Genomic DNA, 18378 nt, shown 5'->3' on the forward strand with positions numbered 1-18378 from the left:
GGAACTCGTCAGCTGAGGATTTAGTGAGTGGTCAATCGGCAGTTAATAAATATTCTGGGAGGGCACGTAATAGCGGATGGAACCTGGATAAGTGCTGCCATCTTGTTGTTGTAGATGTTCCTGCATCGTGACTTTCTGCCCATGTAGGTTGGGAGATAAACAGCACGAATCATGCAATAGATGTACCTGGTCATGACGGGAAAATTTGCGACCTTCGCCCGCCAATGAAATTACCCCTGACTTCCTTTATTCATGATTTACCCCCTGAGGTGTTGAATACGCAACTTCCTGAGCGTTTCACTTTCCCGTTTCACTATGTTCCCCATCCGGTGGCAGTGGCTGCGGTAGCTGACCTGCAGCGGCACCTGGAAACGCAGTCGGATTGGGTACACGATTTTGGCCACGGTGAAACTGCTGGGGTAGGGGCTAAAGGTAAAATGTTTGGCGTCCTGGTAGTCAGGAAAAATAACGGTAGCCTCGGTTACCTGGCTGCATATTCTGGTAAACTGGCCGACTCCAATCATCTGCCGGGATTTGTTCCGCCGGTGTACGATGTCTTGCTCGCCGAAGGCTTTTACAAGCAGGGCGAAAAGGAAGTGAACGCCATTAATGCCCGGATCGAAGCGTTGGAAAATGCGCCAGAATTGGCGGCAGCACGTGATCAGTTGGCGCGGGCGCAGGTGCAGGCAAAGGACGAATTAGCAAAGGAAAAGGCATCGGTTAAAGCTGCGAAGAAAGCGCGTAAACTCCGGCGGGAAGCTGCCCGGGAAACCATGTCTCCCGAAGCTGTTGAAGCATTAGAAAAGGAGTTGGTCCGCATGTCCGTTGGTCGGCACTTCGGTTACAAAGACCTGGTCCGTGCCTGGGATGCCCGCCTCCAAACGGCCACTGAAAACCTGGAGGAACTCACCGGTGAGATAAATCGGTTGAAGGACCTGCGCAAAACAATGTCCAACGACCTCCAGCGTCGCATCTTCGAGGAATACCGTTTTCTTGATGCCGACGGTACGGAGCGTGATCTGACGGACATCTTCAAGGACACCATCTTCAAGACCCCGCCCGCAGGGGCGGGGGAATGTGCGGCACCTAAGCTGCTGCAATTCGCTTATCTCCACGGGCTGCGCCCGGTGGTTATGGCGGAGTTTTGGTGGGGGCAAAGCCCCCGTTCCGAGATCAGGAAACACGGCCATTTTTACCCCGCTTGCCGGGGGAAGTGTGAACCCATCCTGGGCCACATGCTCGTTGGTTTGCCCGTTGACCCTAACCCGATGCTGGATAACCCTGCCCTGGGTAAAGTTCTTCCGACAATCTATGAAGACGATCAGTTGCTGGTGGTTAATAAACCCGCTGAGTTTTTGTCCGTTCCAGGGAAAAATATCGAGGATTCCGTTTGGCTGCGCATCAAAAAGAAATACCCTGACGCAACGGGCCCACTCATTGTGCACCGGCTCGACATGAGTACCAGTGGCCTGTTGTTGTTAACCAAAACTAAGGATACCCATAAGCTTCTCCAGCACCAGTTCTTCAAACGCTCGGTGCAAAAGCGCTACGTCGCGCTTTTGGAAGGCGTAGTGAAAGGGGAGGAAGGGACGATTGACCTGCCGCTGCGCGGCGATATTGAGGACCGGCCGCGACAGATCGTTTGCCACGAACACGGAAAAACATCGCGTACCCACTGGAAGGTAATTGGCCGGGAGGAAGGCCGGACCCGCGTCCACTTCTGGCCGGTTACCGGCCGGACGCACCAGCTACGGGTTCATGCAGCTCATCCGCATGGCCTCAACGCTCCGATTGTGGGCGATGACCTGTACGGGCAGCCGGCCGAACGTCTGCACCTGCACGCGGAGTGGATCAGTTTTGTGCATCCGGATACCCGGGAAGAGGTGGTGTTTGAGGCTCCTGCGGAGTTTTGATAGAACAATGACAAGATTGACCGGATAACCAAGCCATTGTTCGCCGTCCGACAGCTGCTTAGTTAGCGCCTGAATGCAATTGGTTGTCCCCACCTTACTGGAGCATAAGAACCTCACGGCTAATCTACCCTTCCTTGCACCTGCGGCCGCGCCTGAAAATCGCTAAGCGGGCTGTATCTGATCATCGGAACTCACCTTAAGCGATGTCTCCGGTTGTGGGTTGACGGTCTCATCAGCTACACGCACCAGTTCCCGTTTCACCTTTACGGCATCTTTCGTAGGGACGATGGGATTACCTCGCCACCGGGCCCAAACCTGGGTGAACTCCGCCCCAAGGAAGAGAATTTGGCTGTTATAGTAGGTCCATACCAATAGCGTGATCAGTGCGCCAGCTGCTCCGTAGGTACTGGAGAAATCACTGTTGCCGATGTAAAAACCAATCAGGAAGCGTCCCAATCCAAAGAGAAGAGCGGTGAAAATAGCACCAGCCCACAGGTCGCGCCAACGCGCTCGGGCATCAGGCAGAAAGCGAAATAGCAGTAGGAAGATGAAGGCGGTGACGATGGTGGAGACAAACCAGCTGGTGACGGCTAGCATCAGTGGTCCGAGTGCAGGGATGAAGGAGGCTATCTGGTCCATAAAACCAATTACGAATGCATTGATGATAAGGGTCGTCATTAGCAGAAAGCCCATGCCAATCACGAAGCTGAAGCTCAACAGTCGCGTGAAGATGAAGGCAAGGATTCCGTTGGTCGGCGTGGATTGAATGTTCCAGATTTTGTTCAGGCTAATCTTCAGGTTACTGAAAACACCGGTAGCGGCGAAAAGTAGCGTACCGAGGCTGATGGCCGTGGCCCAGAGGGTGTCTCCAGAGACGTAAGCATTGCTGATGATCTCCGACAAGGTCTGGGCGGCATTTGGCCCAAGAAGACTGATTAGCTCACTGTTGAGGCGACCATTGATGGCCTCCTGACCGAAAAAGTAGCTGGCAACGCTGGTCGCAACTACCAACATAGGCGCGAAACTGAAGACGGTATAGTAGGCCAGGGCGGCCCCGAGGTTCAACGCGTCATCTTCCGTGTAGGCGTTGATTAGGTCTTTGGTGAATTGGAATATTTTCTTGAAAAAATTGGTCTGTTTCAACGATTTTTTTTGGTGAAACGGGCAGGAGGATGTGCAGGTTCGCTGTTAGTCAGCATTGATTAAGCTTCTTCGTTTAGTCGGCCTCCGCAGTATTTACAATAAATGGCGTCGTTGGCGTGGCCTTCCCTGGTGCAGTACCGACAAACTTGCGTGTTGGTAAATTTAGCGCCAGAGTTTCCGATCATTTCATTGGTGACAATCCCGGTAGGTACGGCGATGATCGCGTAGCCCAGAATCATGACTACTGCAGAAAGAAACTGGCCAATGGAGGTTTGGGGCGTAATGTCACCGTAGCCGACGGTCGTAAGGGTAACGATGGCCCAGTAAACGGATTTGGGGATGGAACTAAAGCCGGTGTTCGAGCCTCCCTCGACTAGGTACATCACGGAACCGATCAGGACAACTAACAAGGTGACGGCAAAAAGGAATACCGTTATTTTGTTTCGGCTGGCGATGAGCGCACGCCGCAGCTGATCGCCCTCGGTCAGGAACTTACCCAGTTTGAAGATCCGGAATACCCGCAGCAGGCGGAAGACGCGGATGATCACGAAGTACTGTGTCCCCGCGAGGAAAAAACTCAGATAGCTCGGCAGAATGGCGATCAGGTCAATGATGCCGTAGAAACTAAGCGCATACTTCCAGGGCCTGATGGTGACCCATAGTCGGAGCAGGTACTCGATGGTGAACACAATGGTGAAGATCCATTCGAGTATAATGAAAAAATTATGGTAAGCCTCATTCCATTCATCCGAGCTTTCTAACATCACCGTGATGACTGATAGAACGATGAGAATCAGGAGGCTGATGTCGAAGAGCTTACCGGTGGGGGTATCTGCTTCAAAAACGATCTCATGAATACGGTCACGTAAACGCCGGTTGGCCATAAATTCTGGTTGCTGCCCGCCAAATGTAGGTAAAAGGGTAGAGTTGCCGGGAGCAGAAGGGCGCGCGAAATCCGATTTATTGTATCCCGGGCGATAAAATGCAGGGGGAAGCCTATGACAAATTGGTATAAAGTAGCTGGTGAGCTATTTTACGTCTCATATAAAAATAGTACATTTGTTCTCAGGTTATAGGATTACCACCCAAAACGGTCTTTGCACCTGCGACCTCGCCAAATGCCGGGAAAACGTTCTGTGCCGAGCCCGGAATTTAGTTGGCAGTGTCCCATAGTTCCACCCAAAAACGATTAAAATAAAAAGTATGTTACTCAACGCCGTAATCATTGAGGACGAACGCAACGGCCTCATCAACCTTAAGCACTTGCTGGCTGAGCACTGCGACGAAGTCGAAGTAATCGGCGATGCTGATGGCGTCGAAAGTGGCTTGAAACTGTTTAGTCGTGAGGATATAAAACCCGACGTTGCTTTTCTGGACATCAACCTCCAGGACGGTAAAGTCTTTCAGCTGTTGAACCAACTCACCAGTATCGAATTTGACGTGATTTTCGTTACGGCCTATGATCAGTTTGCAATGAAGGCCTGTGAATATTCCAGCATCGGTTATATCCTCAAACCCATTGATCCGGACAAGTTAGTGGAGGCTGTTTCACGCGTTCGCCCCCGCCGTCAGGGCCGCACGGAGGAAAGGTTACAGGTGATGCAGCAGTACACCAGTCACCCCAATTCTTTCGAGAAAATGTCCATTGCGGCGCTTGATGGGATACATTTTGTGAAAATCAGGGATATTGTTCGGTTCGAAGCAGAAGATAATTATACTCACATTTTCCTCCACGGTGGTGGTCGGATCACGGCCTCTAAAACCATCAAAGCCTACGAGGACATGTTGACGCCGTTTAACTTCTATCGCGTGCATAAACGCCACGTGATCAACATGAATTATATGAAAAAATTCGTAAAAGGTGACGGTGGGTACCTGATTATGGATGACGATGTAAGGATTGAGGTCAGCCGCCGCCGCCGGCCTGCCTTCATGACACAACTTCGTGTCCTTCAAGACGTTCTTTAGGTAGTATCAAAACTATGTGCTATTTTTGGAGCGGTATTTAAAACACCCAGATCGGTGTCCCCCATCCGATTAGCGGTTAGAATTACAAACGTGTTATTAAGGATCTCTCTATGTCTCAAAACGGGAAGAAAACAATCGAGGAACTAAAACGGGACCAGAAGGATAAAATTCTGGACCGGAAGAGTATGGATCAGGTGACCGGCGGAAAGCGTCGGGGAAGCTGGCTTCGTCGTGTCTGCGGCGGTATCATGCCACAATAAAGCACGGGCAGTTTACGTAACTTGCGGAGATATATTCCGGATTTTACCCAGCCCATGTCAGTAGTTCAACCTCCGCTTCATACAGCTTCGATACTGGAAGATAAGCTCTCCACCGCTACCGACCCCTATTTGCGGGTCAGGTACATTAATGATCTTATATCAGATTATGTCTACACTAAGCCCGTTCGGGCCAGGAAGCTTCTTGGGCAACTTGCAGCTATATATGCTGCCGGGCACCCCAGAGAGTCAGACTACCTTTACTTTCTGCATTTAGGTAACCTGGAAAACCAGGAATACGACGATCAAAAAGCATTGAAGGCTTTTGAAAAGGCTGTATTGAGAGTAGATGAGCATGGTGATATTGGCGAAAAAATAGAAGTTTACCTCGATTATCTCGGTATTCTGGTTAACCTGGGGAACATGGACCTGGCCAGAGATTTCTACGAACGAAGCCTCCGGTTGATGGGGTCCTACTCCTCGGCGCGCCTACGTGCCAGAGTGCTGTGCCGACAAGGGTTTTTCTACCTCCATGATCATAGTTACGCAAAAGCTACGCCTAAATTCTTAGAAGCAGATCGTCTGCTTTCCGGAAAAGAGTTTGAACTCAACACCAAAGACCATTACTTCTATACCCTGGTACATTCAGGTCTAGGTACACTTTGGACCAGGCCGGATAGTGAAGATAAAGCTGCCAGTGCCTTTCAGCAAGCAATCACCAGATGTGAAGAGAAAGGTTTAGGAGCACGGCTTCCCTGGCATCAACTCAATTTGGGTAAGGTGCTGATGAGTATGGAGGCTTATGAAGAGGCCATTGGGAATTTCCAGTCGATCATCGATAATAATGCCAATGGCAGTAAGCCTGCTCTGGCTGCGGCCTATGTCAACCTTGGTCTCTGCTACTACGATACGAACGAGTCTCCGGGAGCGGTCATTCGGTTGCTCAATCATGCGGAGAAAATTTTCCTGCAAAGCAAGCAACCTAAGAAACAAGACCTCGTCTCCATTGAATTGGTCCGTGCGCAGTTGTTTTTGGACAAAAAAGACTTCGTGGGCGCCATCGAGAAACTGCAGGGTACCCTGGAGGGAATTGAGCAAGAGAAAGATACGGAGAACCTGACCCTAACGGGCCACGCTGCAGAGATTTGCCAAACATTGGCCCGCTCTTATGCTGAGATTGATGCTTTTGACCTGGCCTACTACAGCCAGGTGGAAGCAGAGATGTACCTGGACAGGTACTACGAGCTACAGGATGCCAAACAACAGGAACAGTTTGCTGCCCGTTTTGAAGCCGAAGCCAGAGAAAAAGAAAGAGAGAGTTTACAACTCAGGGCCAGCCAGCTTCAGCTGCGCGCGCTACGCGCACAGATGAATCCTCATTTTCTCTACAATGCCCTGAACAGCATTCAGTCTTTCATTACCACCAAGGATGCCAGCACCGCCTCGAAATACTTAGCAAAGTTCGCCATGCTGATGCGGCGAAGTCTGGAATATACCAACCGGGAATACATTACCCTGGAAGATGAAATACTGTTTTTATCCGATTATCTGGACATCAACTGTCATCTGCGATTTGACGGACAGCTTTCTTTCAATGTGGATATTCAGGGAGAGCTAGAGGAGGACATTATGGGGGTTCCGACTATGATACTGCAGCCGTACGTAGAAAATGCGATAGAACATGGTCTACGGACGCGCCCCAAGGGGCACATCCAGGTTACTTTTACCCAAATCCCTGACGATGACGACAATATCATTGCCACCGTCGTTGACGACGGTATTGGACGGGCCCGGGTCCGCGAAATGCAGGAGAACGATGTAATCAGGCCGTATCACCAATCACGCGGGACGGACATCACACAGTCCCGACTGGAATTGCTTACGGATGATCCCGATAATCGGGTGCTGATCGAAGATCTATTCCATTCAGACGGAACTGCTGCGGGAACTAAAGTAACCGTTCGCATACCGGTAGCCGATGTTTTGATGAGAAGAGGAGGATAAGTAATTCCCTTTCATCAGTATCTCTCATACTTAATTCCCGTTACTAACCGATTCTCCGGACCTCCTCTGCAATCCGCGCCAGTTCTCCTTCGGGGTCTCCCCAAATATCTAAAGCAGGTAAGGAGAGGAGTTGAAAACCTGCCGTTTGTAGTTCACGCAGGCGGAATTTTTTCGTCGTAATGGTCCCGTGGCCGGGCAATTCACCGTCAGGCAAAAGCACACTTTTTTTCCCGGTAGGTGAAAGGATGACCAGTGGCAGGAAGGTGTCTCTCCAGGGCTGATGGATTTCGAAGAAATGGTCTGGCAAGTAGCTTTTAAGCTTATCACCAAAGTGTTCTGCCAATGGGTGCGGAGCAGGGGCTGGAAGTCCGCAACGTAGCAGTATCTCCTGACCCAGCGCTACTAATGCCTGCCGGTCAAACGGCTCAAATTCCGCAGCTTCTGCTGCACGGAGCAGTGCTGCAGACAAAAAGCCTGCGGTAAAGCCATCGGAAAGCAGCGCTTGCGTTATATCGTCCGGAGTCCAATTATGAAAGAACGTTATTTCCTCAGTCGTCGAGATCAGGTATTCCCAGATCTCCAGCAGGCGCTGTGCGTCTGCTGGCGTTGGTAAAAGCGGCAGGAACAGATGAAGACCAGTTGATGCGCTGAGTGGCCAGTTGGAAATAGGAATCCACTCGGTAGCATTTGCTGCCTGGCAAAGAATGGTACCTTCCGGAAACCCTGGGGGAGGGATTGAACTTGTTCGTGCATGCCAGGCTGGAGGCGTGAGCGGGAAGAACGTTTGAGAGAACAACAATACCGGGTTCCGAACTCCTGCAACAGCAACGAAAACTGCCTCCTCGTCATGCAATGGAGCAAGGCGAATGGAAGGACAGGGTAGGTTAGCCCTCAGGGTGGTTGCTGCATCCAGAGCGATAAACAAATCCTCTTCGGTCATTTCTCCGGGCTTGGCTCCTTTCGCGGTTACAAATACGACACGGCCGGTCTTCGTATCGTTTGGATCACTGTCCACTGCTTCTTGCCTGGAAGCGGGGAGTACGGGAGTGTGGTCTTTGGTCCACCTTTCGATGCACCGATCAAAATACCAGGAAGTAAATGCCGTCTCCCAGTCTGACGTAGGCAGATTAAGAAGCGGTGCCAGGAGGCGCCGCAAATGAGCTGGCTGGGCGTACCAGAAATGACGGCGACCGTAAAAATCTGGCAATTCCGATAAGTGGCGTTGTGTATTTCTAAGTTTGTCGAGTAGACCTTCTAACCGCAATAGTTGCCGGTGGGTGGTAGCTGCCTCGGTCCCGCTAAGGGGGAGTTGGTATAGGCCGGCCTCATCTACTTCCCTGATCAGATCAGTCAGGCGGGTCTCGAGAGAAGAGAGCATGGTGGGATCGACAAATCTGGGATCAGCGGTAAGGGAATTCAGGCCGAGCCCCGCTGATTGAAGATCTCTGAACAACTGGTCTTGCCGTTTGCTAATGTCCTCAAGTTCATGGTTGAGCTGTACCTCCATCGGTTGATCGGGCGCAGGCGTGAGCTTGTGTTCCTCGTGGTATTCCTGCCAGCGCTGTTGGGCTTCACGCCTCGCTCTTTTAGCCACCCTGCCGGATTCGCTTTTGGCTGAACTTAGCACCTCCGAAATGTCGGCTAGCTGCTCCTTGCGTTTCCGGAGCTGAGCTCTCCCCGAAAAAATAGACTTCCGTGTGTAGCGGTTGATTTTCATGAGGTAGTCACGATGCAGATCATCCCCCTTATTCAAATAAATACTAAGCCTTTCTGTGATAAATTCCTGGCTCTCTTCCAGCGAGCGGTGACGAAAAAAACCGGTGTTTAAGTCCTCCAGCCCACGCGACACATTAGGCAGGCGTTCATACCTGCGAATGGCCGTTTGTAGTCGTTCCCGCAGGTCAATGAATTCTTTTGGTGTGAAGGAGAACCCTTCGGTGGAAATGAAGGGGCTGAGCAGGGCAGCAGCATCGGTTCCCATACCCTTAAACCAAAGTCCGACTGTCGCAGCGAGGGAATAGTCACCAAAGGCAGGTGGTTGGATTTGATCATGAATCCAAGCTTTTTCATACCCGAAGCCAGGATCAGGGATAACGTTCTCTGTAGTTTTTTTCAACCAGTCAGTTATCGATTTTTGGAGCGCTGGAGCTTCTGCCTGAATCCATACTTGGCCTCCTTTTGTCAGCGTTTTCCTAGCCTGTTCCAGCGCCCAGGTCCATTTTCCCGCTCCTCTGACAGCAGTGTGGCGTGAGCTGGCGGTTACTGCCAGGGTATAGGTCATCGTGGAGGAGGAAAAAGGGAGAGAGTTGCTCATGATTTTGAACGCCAGCTGATAAATTCGCCTTTTCATACCTGTTTGCTGCCGCTGGGTTGAAAAGACACAACGAAGTTAGTTCATCGAGGCACTTTGCGGGTATAATTTAGATTTTTCTTGAGTTTCAAGGGTTTATGCAAATGTTTCGTTGCTAAAATGAGTGGATTGTGACTTGAGGTTACTATCTTTAAAGGAGCACGAAATATTTTTCGAAATTCCATGTTTTCATACTGATACCTTCATTGATTATCAGTGCGTTTTCCTGTTTGTAACTATCTATCTAAAATGAATCAAGTAGCTGTAATTCTTACCGATGCAAGACGTCGGATATTGTGGGTAAACCGTGACTTTGAAGCCATCACTGGCTACGAGATCGGAGAGGTGGTTGGAATGAACCCGGGGCAAATACTACAGGGCCCAAAGACGGAGCCGGACGTTATCGAACGAATCCGGCAAGGTCTGGCACGTGAAGAGCCTTTTAAAGAAACGATCACCAACTACCGAAAGAACGGCGAAGCCTATCAGTGCAAACTGGTTATTCATCCAATCCACAACAAAAATAAGGAATTGGTGAACTACCTGGCTTTTGAAGTAGATGGAGATGCAGTACCAAATGAAAACCGCATATCTCTCCTTAACCTCAAGGACAGGTATCGGACCAGCAGCCTAAGGGGACTCGATGAGCTTCAATTATTCGAGCGCATAAAGGAGATTATGATCAACGAGCAGCTTTACCTTGACGCTGATCTTACCCTACGCAAATTGTCCGCCCGCTTAGATACCAACACTAAATACCTAAGCCAGGTGATCAACCACCACGGTAGTGCTAACTTTCTAACTTTCATTAATTCGTACCGCATCGATGCCATCATCGAACGGATCAAAGCAGGAGATTTCCGCGGGCATACCTTCTATGGGATTGCTCAGCGTTGCGGCTTCAAGAATAAGAGTACGTTCTATAAAGTATTTCGGGATGTTACCGGACAAACACCCAAAGCATTTACCGATAGGTTGATGAGCCTGAACAAGATCGAAGGATAATTGCACTCGGTGCAAATAGAAGCGTCGGTGGAAGCAACAGGCTAAAATCAGCCCTATTCGGACACGCTCCTAATGCTCATTCCTTGATCCCTCCAGATACGCGTTCATCATCTTTGTAAAGGTACTCGAGAGTGACTTTGCCTTCGTCGTTGTAATAGCGCATGTATCCGTCCTTAAGGCCCATCTTATAGCTGACTTCCTGCTTAATCTTTTGGTTGCGGTAGTCATACTCTGCCATTACGCCGTCGAGCGCGCCATCAACGTAATTCGCCGTTAATTCAGCCCGGCCGATGCGGTACTTTCCATAATATCCATGAAGCTTGTTGGCCCTGTAATTGGCAATCAAAGCGTAACGGCCCTGTACGTCCATTTCAATGTAGGGGCCGTTAAGCGCGCCGTCAATGTAGCTCATTAGTTTTTCCGGTGCCCTGCTGTCCTTGCTGTAATAAGTCCAGGTACCCTGTTTCTTGCCGTCAAGGACGAATCCTGACTCAAGGATCTGTCCCAGGGTATCCTTTCTTTCGGCTTTTTTTGTAGTGGTGCCGGCAATGTCGGTCAATTCGTATTCTTTTTCGTCAACGATTGCTTTTTCTACTTCTTCAACAATGGACTGGCCTGCCTGCTGGCAGGCAAAGAGATGGAGGGCAAAAAGGGAAAGTATAAGAAAGCGCATGGCACTGATTTTTGACAAAGTTATCATGAGAACTGATTTCACCGGGTGACTTTTTGAATTTCTCCGCGTCATAAATGCGGTTTGTCGCTCCGCTGCAGCCCCGTTCCGTTATTTAACACATGTTTAAACGAGGGGGGAATTGAACCTCCCGGGGCTTGATTCCGGGACTTTCTTTGGTGAGAATCCCAAAAAGTGTTAAGGTTTTTTAGGGCGTAACAAGTAGCGAAACCTGCCCGTTTTGAAGGCATAAATTTGCTGAAGCACGACCCCAGACCCACCAATTTGGGTGCAGACTGCATTTTCTTAACAGTTATTAAGGTTTCCTCCGGTACGCATCGTTTTTACTGGTCTTCCAGCGGCCCGGAGTAGTGAAAACTTTTATGGGCCTGAAAACCTGCCTAAATTTGTTTTGTCGGATGAGCGATGCTTCGTTCCCTTCGGCAACCGGAAATAAACACCGCTTTACACCCCCTGTTATTTTTTTTGAGATGTAGTAATTAATGTAAAGCTTTTTCAGGCCGACCCTGCCAGTTAAAGCGAAGACGTAGACACTTTTACCCTTGCCCGAACCCATACACATCAACACCTGAAGTTTTGGAATAACACCTACCCTTTTTGCTTTATTCAGTGTATCCCTTTTTAAGTATTGCTCTGATAAAACTGCCTCGCTTGCTTCGGCACAGCGGGGTTTTTTATGTCTGTTGCAGGAGCAGGAGGCGGGGCCGCAGGTGCAATGGAAGGTAAAACGCAATACCGTAATGCCCACTCTCTGCTCCTTCCAATCTATTCCTTGCACCAGCGGCCCCGCCCGGATACCGAAGAAATAAGGCAAGCTCCATGTCACGTTAGCCACCTCCACGCGCTTATGGTTATACCGTAAAGGCTTAGGATTCAATTTACGTGGGTTGGCAGTCTTTACGGGCGCTCAGCGCCATGGAATTCCTCCAGCCACTTCATGAAGTCATATGATGGTCATCTGGCCGTCAAACGAAAGAGAAACTACAACGTTTGCCGAAAAAAAGCTTGTCGTGCAAACGATTATCGTTTCTTGCGGTTTCAATGGAAGAATAACCAAATAAACATTACTAAAATCATCCAATACATGTTACTTAAAAAAGGAAGTTTGCTGCTGACCTGCTGCCTGTTTGCTCTGGGCCTGGGCGCACAAACCAACATCGATTTCACCAAGTATACCTTAGACAATGGCCTGAAGGTCATCTTGCACGAAGACGCGACGGCACCCATCGTAGCGGTATCGATCATGTATGAAGTGGGCGGCAAGGATTCTTACGAAGGCCGTAGCGGATTCGCTCACTTCTTTGAGCACCTGCTCTTCGAAGGAAGTAAGAACATCAAGCGCGGAGAGTACGCCAAATACGTGGAAGATGCCGGTGGTGTCCTTAACGCCAATACCAGCCAGGACAGAACTTATTACTACGAATTGCTCCCGAGCAATCAACTTGAACTTGGGCTTTGGCTTGAAAGTGAGCGTTTGCTACATGCTGTCGTTGACCAGGAGGGCGTAAACACCCAACGAAGTGTGGTAAAGGAAGAGCGTCGCCAACGGATGGACAACCAGCCCTATGGCAACCTTCTTTACGAATTGTACCGTCACGGCTTCACCAAGCATCCGTATAAGGACCCCAATATTGGTTACATGGAAGACCTGAACAGCGCCGAAGCTGCTGATTACCAAAAGTTCTATAAAACCTACTACGTACCCAATAATGCGGTACTCTCCATTGCAGGAGACATCAATATCGCTGAAACCAAAGGGCTGATCGAGAAATACTTCGGTGGTATTCCCCGTGGCGAAACGCCACCCCGGGTAACTATTGTAGAGCCAGCACTCGGCAGCGAGGTACGGGACAGTATCTACGACGAAAAGGCACCACTACCCGCACTAGTGATGGGTTACCGCGTGCCGGAAAGAAACCACCCCGACTACTACGCCATCAGCATGATGAATCAGGTACTTAGCAGCGGACAGAGCTCCCGACTGAATAAAGTCCTGGTCGACGAAAAGCAACTGGCCGTACAGACTGTCTCCATCCCCAGTTTCACGGAAGGGCCAGGACTGGCGATTGCATTTATGATCGCGAAACCAGGTGGTGCCATCAAAGACCTGGAAATGGCCTTTAACGCTGAGGTGAAGAAGTTACAGGATGAAATGATCTCGGAAAAGGAATTCCAAAAACTCCGTAACCAAGTGGAAGCAAATGCCATCTCCGGTTACGGCTCCATGGCCGGTATCGCCGAGAGCCTGGCCAATTACGAAATGTACCAGGGGGACGCTAACCTGATCAATACGGAAACCGATCGTTACATGAAAGTAACCCGGGAAGACATCCGTCGGGTAGCCAAGACTTACTACACCCTCGATAATCGGGTGACTCTCTACTGGGTGCCCGGAGCGGCGCCAAGTAAGTAAACAACCACTAGATTTTCCATTAAATAACTGACCGGCTCCTGCCGGTCCTCCAAAATATAAAGAATGCAACGTTTACTAATGGGCCTGATGGTCCTTTTCCTGGCAGCCGCCTGCTCTACGCCGCAGGCGACTAAAGCCCCAATGGCCGATAAACCGATGGAGGCAAAGGAGATGATGGACGGAGACTTCCGTGCCGAAGCTCCGGCTCCCGGTCCGGCACCAGTGATCAAGCTGGGTGATTTTCAGGATTTTAAACTTGACAATGGACTGCAGGTCGTTCTGGTCGAGAACCACAAGCTTCCTCGTGTAAGCTACCAGTTGTTTGTGGATGTGCCACCGATCATGGAAGGCAAGTACGCAGGCGTCAGTAGTATGATGGGCAGTATGCTGCGTCGGGCGACCTCCACAAAATCAAAGGAAGAGCTTGATGAGGCCATTGACTTCATTGGCGCTACCCTGAGCACGGGCGGGTCTGGCGCTTACGCCGCAACGATCAGTAAGTACAAAGAAACACTGATGGATATGATGGCGGAGGTTGTCCTCGATGCCCGTTTTCCCGAAGAGGAGTTCGCCAAGGTTAAATCTGAGGCGGAAGCTAACCTGCAGTCGACCCTCAACAATCCTGGTGCCATCGCTGCCCGGGTACAATCGGTCGTTACTTACGGTAAAGACCACCCTTACGGAGAACTCCAAACAGCCGAGACCCTGAAGAACATCACTTTAGAAGAGGTAAAGGACTTCTATGATACCTACTTCGTCCCCAACCGCAGCTACCTGGTTATGGTAGGAGACCTGACGCGTGCCGAAGCTGAAAAACTGGCAAAAGATGCTTTTAGCAGTTGGAAGGCAAAAGACGTAATGGTGAAGGAGTTTGATATGCCCAAGCGCCCAAGCGGTGTAACGGTGAACTTCGTACCACGTACCGGTGCTGTTCAATCTAACATCATCATTTCTCATCCGGTGGACGTGAAACCTGGTTCAGACGAAGCCATTCCCGGCAGCATGGTAAACCTGATTCTGGGTAGTGGCAGCTTCAACAGCCGCCTCTTCCAAAACTTAAGGGAGGACAAAGCTTACACCTACGGTGCCGGTTCTTCGCTGAATACCGATGAAGTGGTCGGAAGCTTTTCCGCCAGCTCAGATGTGCGCAACGAAGTGACCGATTCCGCCGTTACCCAATTCATGCTGGAACTCGCCAAGATCAGCTCCGAACCCGTTACCGCTAAGGAACTCGCAAGTACCAAAAGCCTGATCACGGGTAGTTTCGGCCGCGCTCTGGAGAGCCCGCAACGGATCGCCCGCTACGCCCTGAATACCATCCGCTACGGACTGGACCGGGACTATTACCCAACCTACCTCAAGAAAGTGGAAAGTACCAGCGCCAACGATTTGTTGAACGTTTCCCGCATGGCGATGTCGCCAACGAATACTAACATCATCGTAGTGGGAGATAAGGCCGTTGCTGAAAAGCTGGCCAAATTCGCCACCAGTGGCAAGATCAATTATCTAGATGTCAACGGTGAGCCCATCAATATGGAGGAAATGGCAGCTCCGACGGACCTTACCGCGAAGAGCGTCATCATGGGCTACGTCGATGCAATCGGTGGTGCCGATGCTATTGCTAAGGTGAAAAACTACGCCCTGACCATGGAAGCCGACGTTCAGGGCCAGACACTGGTCCAGACCATGGTGAAGGAAAACGGAACTAAGTTCAATAGCCAAACCATGATGATGGGAATGGTAATGGCCGATCAGCGGTACAATGGCGGTAAAGCTAAAATGATGCAGCAAGGCCAAACCATGCCCGACAGCCCTGAGTTGACGGCCACCATGGCCGAACAGGCTGCATTGTTCCCGATCGTTGAATTGATGAACTCACTGGACAAGGTTTCCGTAACCGGAACAGAAATGGTGGACGGTAAGCCTGCTGTTGTACTAACCGTAGAAGGTGAAACCGGAGATTCTCAGCACTTCTTTGACAAGGAGTCCATGCTCGAAGTTCGTATGGTTAAGAAGCAAGGGCCGCAAACGGTAACCATGAATTATGGAGACTACCGGGAAATTGGCGGCGTGAAAATGCCTTATTCCATGAAGATGAGCGGTATGCTTCCTTTTCCCATCGAAATGAAAGTTACGAAGGCCAAGGTCAATACGGAGATTGATCAGTCGTTGTTTTCGGTGGAGTAATTACTGGATTAACGGATAAACTAAAAGCCCGGTTCCGCCATTGCGGGGCCGGGCTTTGTGCGTTCGCGGCCTTTACGAAGCCTGGCCAGTAGAAGGGTAAACCTCGCGGTTGCCCGACGGAAAAAGATATTTTACCTCTGGTGCCTGAGGCGAGTATGGTTCAGTCTCAAAGGTGAGCAAGCGACCACCGAAGGCCGCCACGAAGTGCACCGCTGCGAACGGTACTTACGGGGGGAGTTCCCTTACCCATTCCTGCCTTATGCCTTTCACTATTTAATCCCCAACCCAAACTTCAAAATACAGTAAATAGCCCGGACCCCATCCCGCCAACCGATCTTCTTACCTTCCTCGTAAGTCCGGCCGTAGTAACTGATGCCCACTTCGTAGATCCTGACGTTCTTGATCCGGCTGATTTTGGCCGTTACCTCCGGCTCGAAGCCAAAGCGCTTTTCGGTAAGGTTGAGCCCCTGGATCATCTCCGTCCGGAAGAGTTTATAGCAGGTTTCCATGTCCGTCAGGTTCAGGTTGGTGAACATATTGGAAAGGGTGGTCAGGAATTTGTTGCCGATGGTATGCCAGTAGAATAGGATCCGGTGCGGCTTACTTCCCTGAAAACGGCTGCCGTAAACGACGTCCGCAAAACCAGCCAGTATCGGTTTCAGCAGATCATTGTATTCTTCGGGGTCATATTCCAGGTCGGCGTCCTGAATGATGAGGTATTCCCCGGTTGCCCTGGCAATGCCGGTGTGGAGGGCGGCACCTTTTCCCTTGTTGACTTCGTGCGCAAAGTACTGGATATTCAAACCTGGATTGGCATCGGCATATCGCTGAACGGCGCCGGCGGTATCGTCGGAAGAACAATCGTTTACGATGATGATCTCCTTTTTCAGGTCACCTACAAGTACGACGTCCCGGACTTTATCCAGAATGAGGTGAATGGTTCGTTCCTCGTTGTAAGCCGGGATGATGATGGAAAGCATCTGGAAAATTTCGTTTGTCTTAAAGCCGGTTGTTGGGGTGGGGAAAATTCCACGGGGCGCAAAGGTAGCGTTTCAAATGTCTACCTTTATAACCGTTCTTAGTTCAGGAAAATAGCGGGAGACATAAAAAGCCGCATCGGAACTAATCCGATGCGGCTTTTTATCTAGCGTTTGCTACGTTCCGGGGAACGATTACTTGGAGTCAACCTGCTTCACAAGTTCGTTTACAATTGCTTCAGCAGTATTGAAGTAAGTGTAAATAGTACTGGCCTGGTCAGTTAACTTCTGGTTTGGATCGATCATCTCCGCAGTAGTCATAAGCTTACTTAACCACGCAGTCGGATCGTCAAAATTAACGTCAATAGCAATGTCGTTCAGGATGTTTGAAGTCGCGATAAATGCTTTCCGCGCATGATCGGCGTGTTGGAGGCTGGTCCAGTCCTTCTTCATCATTTTGGACATTTTCATCACTTCTGCTTTGCGTTCACTGAAGTTTTTCACCGATACTTCTTCGGCGCGTGTCATGGCCTCAGCTAAATTTAAGAGCTTGGAAAGACCGTTGTAGGTAAATTCGTGGTTTAGCCCTACTTCACCGTCAATGTTGATCCGGTTCCAGTTACTGTAGTCGTCCAATTCGTATTGGTAAGACAAAGAGAGTGGCACCAAATATGTCATCGTTGGCAACATTTTTACTACCAAATCGCGCTTTGCCCGACGGGTATACATGTCTTCTTCAGAAAAGAAGCGGATGGCTTTTCCTGGCGTAATAACGTCTTCAAGCCGGTCGAAGACATCTTTTTTGAGCTCCATTTCAGCAATGTCGATTTCCCAATAATTTTCTACAAAATCACCAGTCTCGTTCATTTCGTCTTTTGCGGTGTCGTCCTCTGCCATCTCATCGGCGTAAGCCTGGACAAGTTTAGTACGCCGCTCTTCGAGCTGTTCTTTACGCATGGTGTAATTCATCAAAATCGGCGTAAAATCAATGGTTTGCTGCTCGGTCAGATCGAGGCTGTTGATGGCCCGGGCACGAGTGTTGATGAACATTTTACTTTCCATTATTTGCTCATAATCTTCGGCAGTAACTTCCTGAACATCGTTACCACGATCGGAGGCTTTCTTGGTCATTTCCTGGGCGAAAGTGGGTAGACTCAGGGCTAAAAATAAAAATAGGGCTGAAAAATACTTAGTCATAATATTGTTGGTTTTCTAATGCAAAATTTAAACGGGCGATAATGTTTGCCCTTGTTATTATAACCTAAGGGGGGGAGGGGTATGTTCGGAAGATGCTCCTTTTTTCTATTTTTTGTTGGCTAAATCGCGGCTCTTGGCTGATGTTAAACTATTATTTGTGTTTTATGCGCAGGGCTTACGCTGTTTTATTCAGGCGGGGCCGCAGGTGCAAAGAGGGTAGAAGAGGCAGGCAGGGAGTTACCCCATACTTCTGCATAAGTCAATTTTGAGCGT

The 18378-nt window shown here is 49.8% G+C and carries 14 protein-coding genes; 7 read left to right on the forward strand and 7 right to left on the reverse strand.

Annotated elements, in window-relative coordinates; all coding sequences use genetic code 11:
- Positions 1 to 224: 224 nt before the first annotated feature.
- Positions 225 to 1913: an RluA family pseudouridine synthase gene (locus B036_RS0122385; RefSeq protein WP_020570980.1), complete on the forward strand. Its 1689-nt coding sequence runs from the start codon at positions 225 to 227 to the stop codon at positions 1911 to 1913.
- 162 nt (positions 1914 to 2075) lie between these two features.
- Here B036_RS0122385 and B036_RS30585 read toward each other — a convergent pair whose 3' ends face one another.
- Both B036_RS30585 and B036_RS0122395 read right to left on the reverse strand, forming a co-directional pair.
- Positions 2076 to 3056 carry a YihY/virulence factor BrkB family protein gene (locus B036_RS30585; RefSeq protein WP_020570981.1) on the reverse strand — a complete coding sequence of 327 codons (981 nt, stop codon included), beginning with the start codon at positions 3054 to 3056 and terminating at the stop codon, positions 2076 to 2078.
- Positions 3057 to 3115: 59 nt separating this feature from the next.
- Positions 3116 to 3940 (reverse strand): ion transporter, encoded by an 825-nt coding sequence (locus tag B036_RS0122395; protein ID WP_020570982.1) that lies wholly within the window; start codon positions 3938 to 3940, stop codon positions 3116 to 3118.
- 319 nt (positions 3941 to 4259) lie between these two features.
- Here B036_RS0122395 and B036_RS0122400 point away from each other — a divergent pair, with 319 nt between their 5' ends.
- The 3 genes from B036_RS0122400 to B036_RS0122410 all read left to right on the forward strand — a co-directional run bounded on the left by B036_RS0122400 (position 4260) and on the right by B036_RS0122410 (position 7285).
- Positions 4260 to 5024: a LytR/AlgR family response regulator transcription factor gene (locus B036_RS0122400; RefSeq protein ID WP_020570983.1), complete on the forward strand. Its 765-nt coding sequence runs from the start codon at positions 4260 to 4262 to the stop codon at positions 5022 to 5024.
- Positions 5025 to 5134: 110 nt separating this feature from the next.
- Entirely contained in the window at positions 5135 to 5284 is a 150-nt protein-coding gene (locus B036_RS33750) for a hypothetical protein (protein WP_020570984.1), read from the forward strand.
- A 54-nt stretch (positions 5285 to 5338) separates the two neighbouring features.
- Positions 5339 to 7285: a tetratricopeptide repeat-containing sensor histidine kinase gene (locus tag B036_RS0122410; RefSeq protein WP_020570985.1), complete on the forward strand. Its 1947-nt coding sequence runs from the start codon at positions 5339 to 5341 to the stop codon at positions 7283 to 7285.
- A gap of 43 nt (positions 7286 to 7328) precedes the next feature.
- On the opposite strand, the gene B036_RS0122415 is transcribed toward B036_RS0122410, so the two are convergent.
- Positions 7329 to 9599, reverse strand: coding sequence for an AAA family ATPase (locus B036_RS0122415; RefSeq protein ID WP_157472317.1), 2271 nt, complete (start codon positions 9597 to 9599; stop codon positions 7329 to 7331).
- A 285-nt stretch (positions 9600 to 9884) separates the two neighbouring features.
- On the opposite strand from B036_RS0122415, the gene B036_RS0122420 reads away from it, so the two are divergent.
- The gene (locus tag B036_RS0122420) at positions 9885 to 10640 is read left to right on the forward strand and encodes a helix-turn-helix domain-containing protein (RefSeq protein WP_020570987.1); all 756 of its coding nucleotides are present in this window, start codon (positions 9885 to 9887) and stop codon (positions 10638 to 10640) included.
- A 76-nt stretch (positions 10641 to 10716) separates the two neighbouring features.
- Here the strand turns inward: B036_RS0122420 and B036_RS32515 are convergent, their stop codons facing one another.
- Together B036_RS32515 and B036_RS0122430 are read right to left on the reverse strand one after the other, a co-directional pair.
- On the reverse strand, positions 10717 to 11313 hold the full coding sequence (locus B036_RS32515; protein ID WP_020570988.1) for a toxin-antitoxin system YwqK family antitoxin: 597 nt from the start codon (positions 11311 to 11313) through the stop codon (positions 10717 to 10719).
- 313 nt (positions 11314 to 11626) lie between these two features.
- On the reverse strand, positions 11627 to 12208 hold the full coding sequence (locus B036_RS0122430) for a hypothetical protein (protein ID WP_044103526.1): 582 nt from the start codon (positions 12206 to 12208) through the stop codon (positions 11627 to 11629).
- 207 nt (positions 12209 to 12415) lie between these two features.
- On the opposite strand from B036_RS0122430, the gene B036_RS0122435 reads away from it, so the two are divergent.
- Together B036_RS0122435 and B036_RS0122440 are read left to right on the forward strand one after the other, a co-directional pair.
- Positions 12416 to 13744, forward strand: coding sequence for a M16 family metallopeptidase (locus tag B036_RS0122435; RefSeq protein ID WP_044103529.1), 1329 nt, complete (start codon positions 12416 to 12418; stop codon positions 13742 to 13744).
- Between the two features lie 63 nt (positions 13745 to 13807).
- Positions 13808 to 15931 carry an insulinase family protein gene (locus B036_RS0122440; RefSeq protein WP_083926290.1) on the forward strand — a complete coding sequence of 708 codons (2124 nt, stop codon included), beginning with the start codon at positions 13808 to 13810 and terminating at the stop codon, positions 15929 to 15931.
- Positions 15932 to 16200: 269 nt separating this feature from the next.
- Here B036_RS0122440 and B036_RS0122445 read toward each other — a convergent pair whose 3' ends face one another.
- Both B036_RS0122445 and B036_RS0122450 read right to left on the reverse strand, forming a co-directional pair.
- Positions 16201 to 16911: a glycosyltransferase family 2 protein gene (locus tag B036_RS0122445; RefSeq protein WP_020570992.1), complete on the reverse strand. Its 711-nt coding sequence runs from the start codon at positions 16909 to 16911 to the stop codon at positions 16201 to 16203.
- 192 nt (positions 16912 to 17103) lie between these two features.
- Positions 17104 to 18105 (reverse strand): hypothetical protein, encoded by a 1002-nt coding sequence (locus tag B036_RS0122450; protein WP_020570993.1) that lies wholly within the window; start codon positions 18103 to 18105, stop codon positions 17104 to 17106.
- Between the last annotated feature and the right edge of the window lie 273 nt (positions 18106 to 18378).

Source organism: Neolewinella persica DSM 23188 (genome assembly GCF_000373105.1).
Classification (GTDB): domain Bacteria; phylum Bacteroidota; class Bacteroidia; order Chitinophagales; family Saprospiraceae; genus Neolewinella; species Neolewinella persica.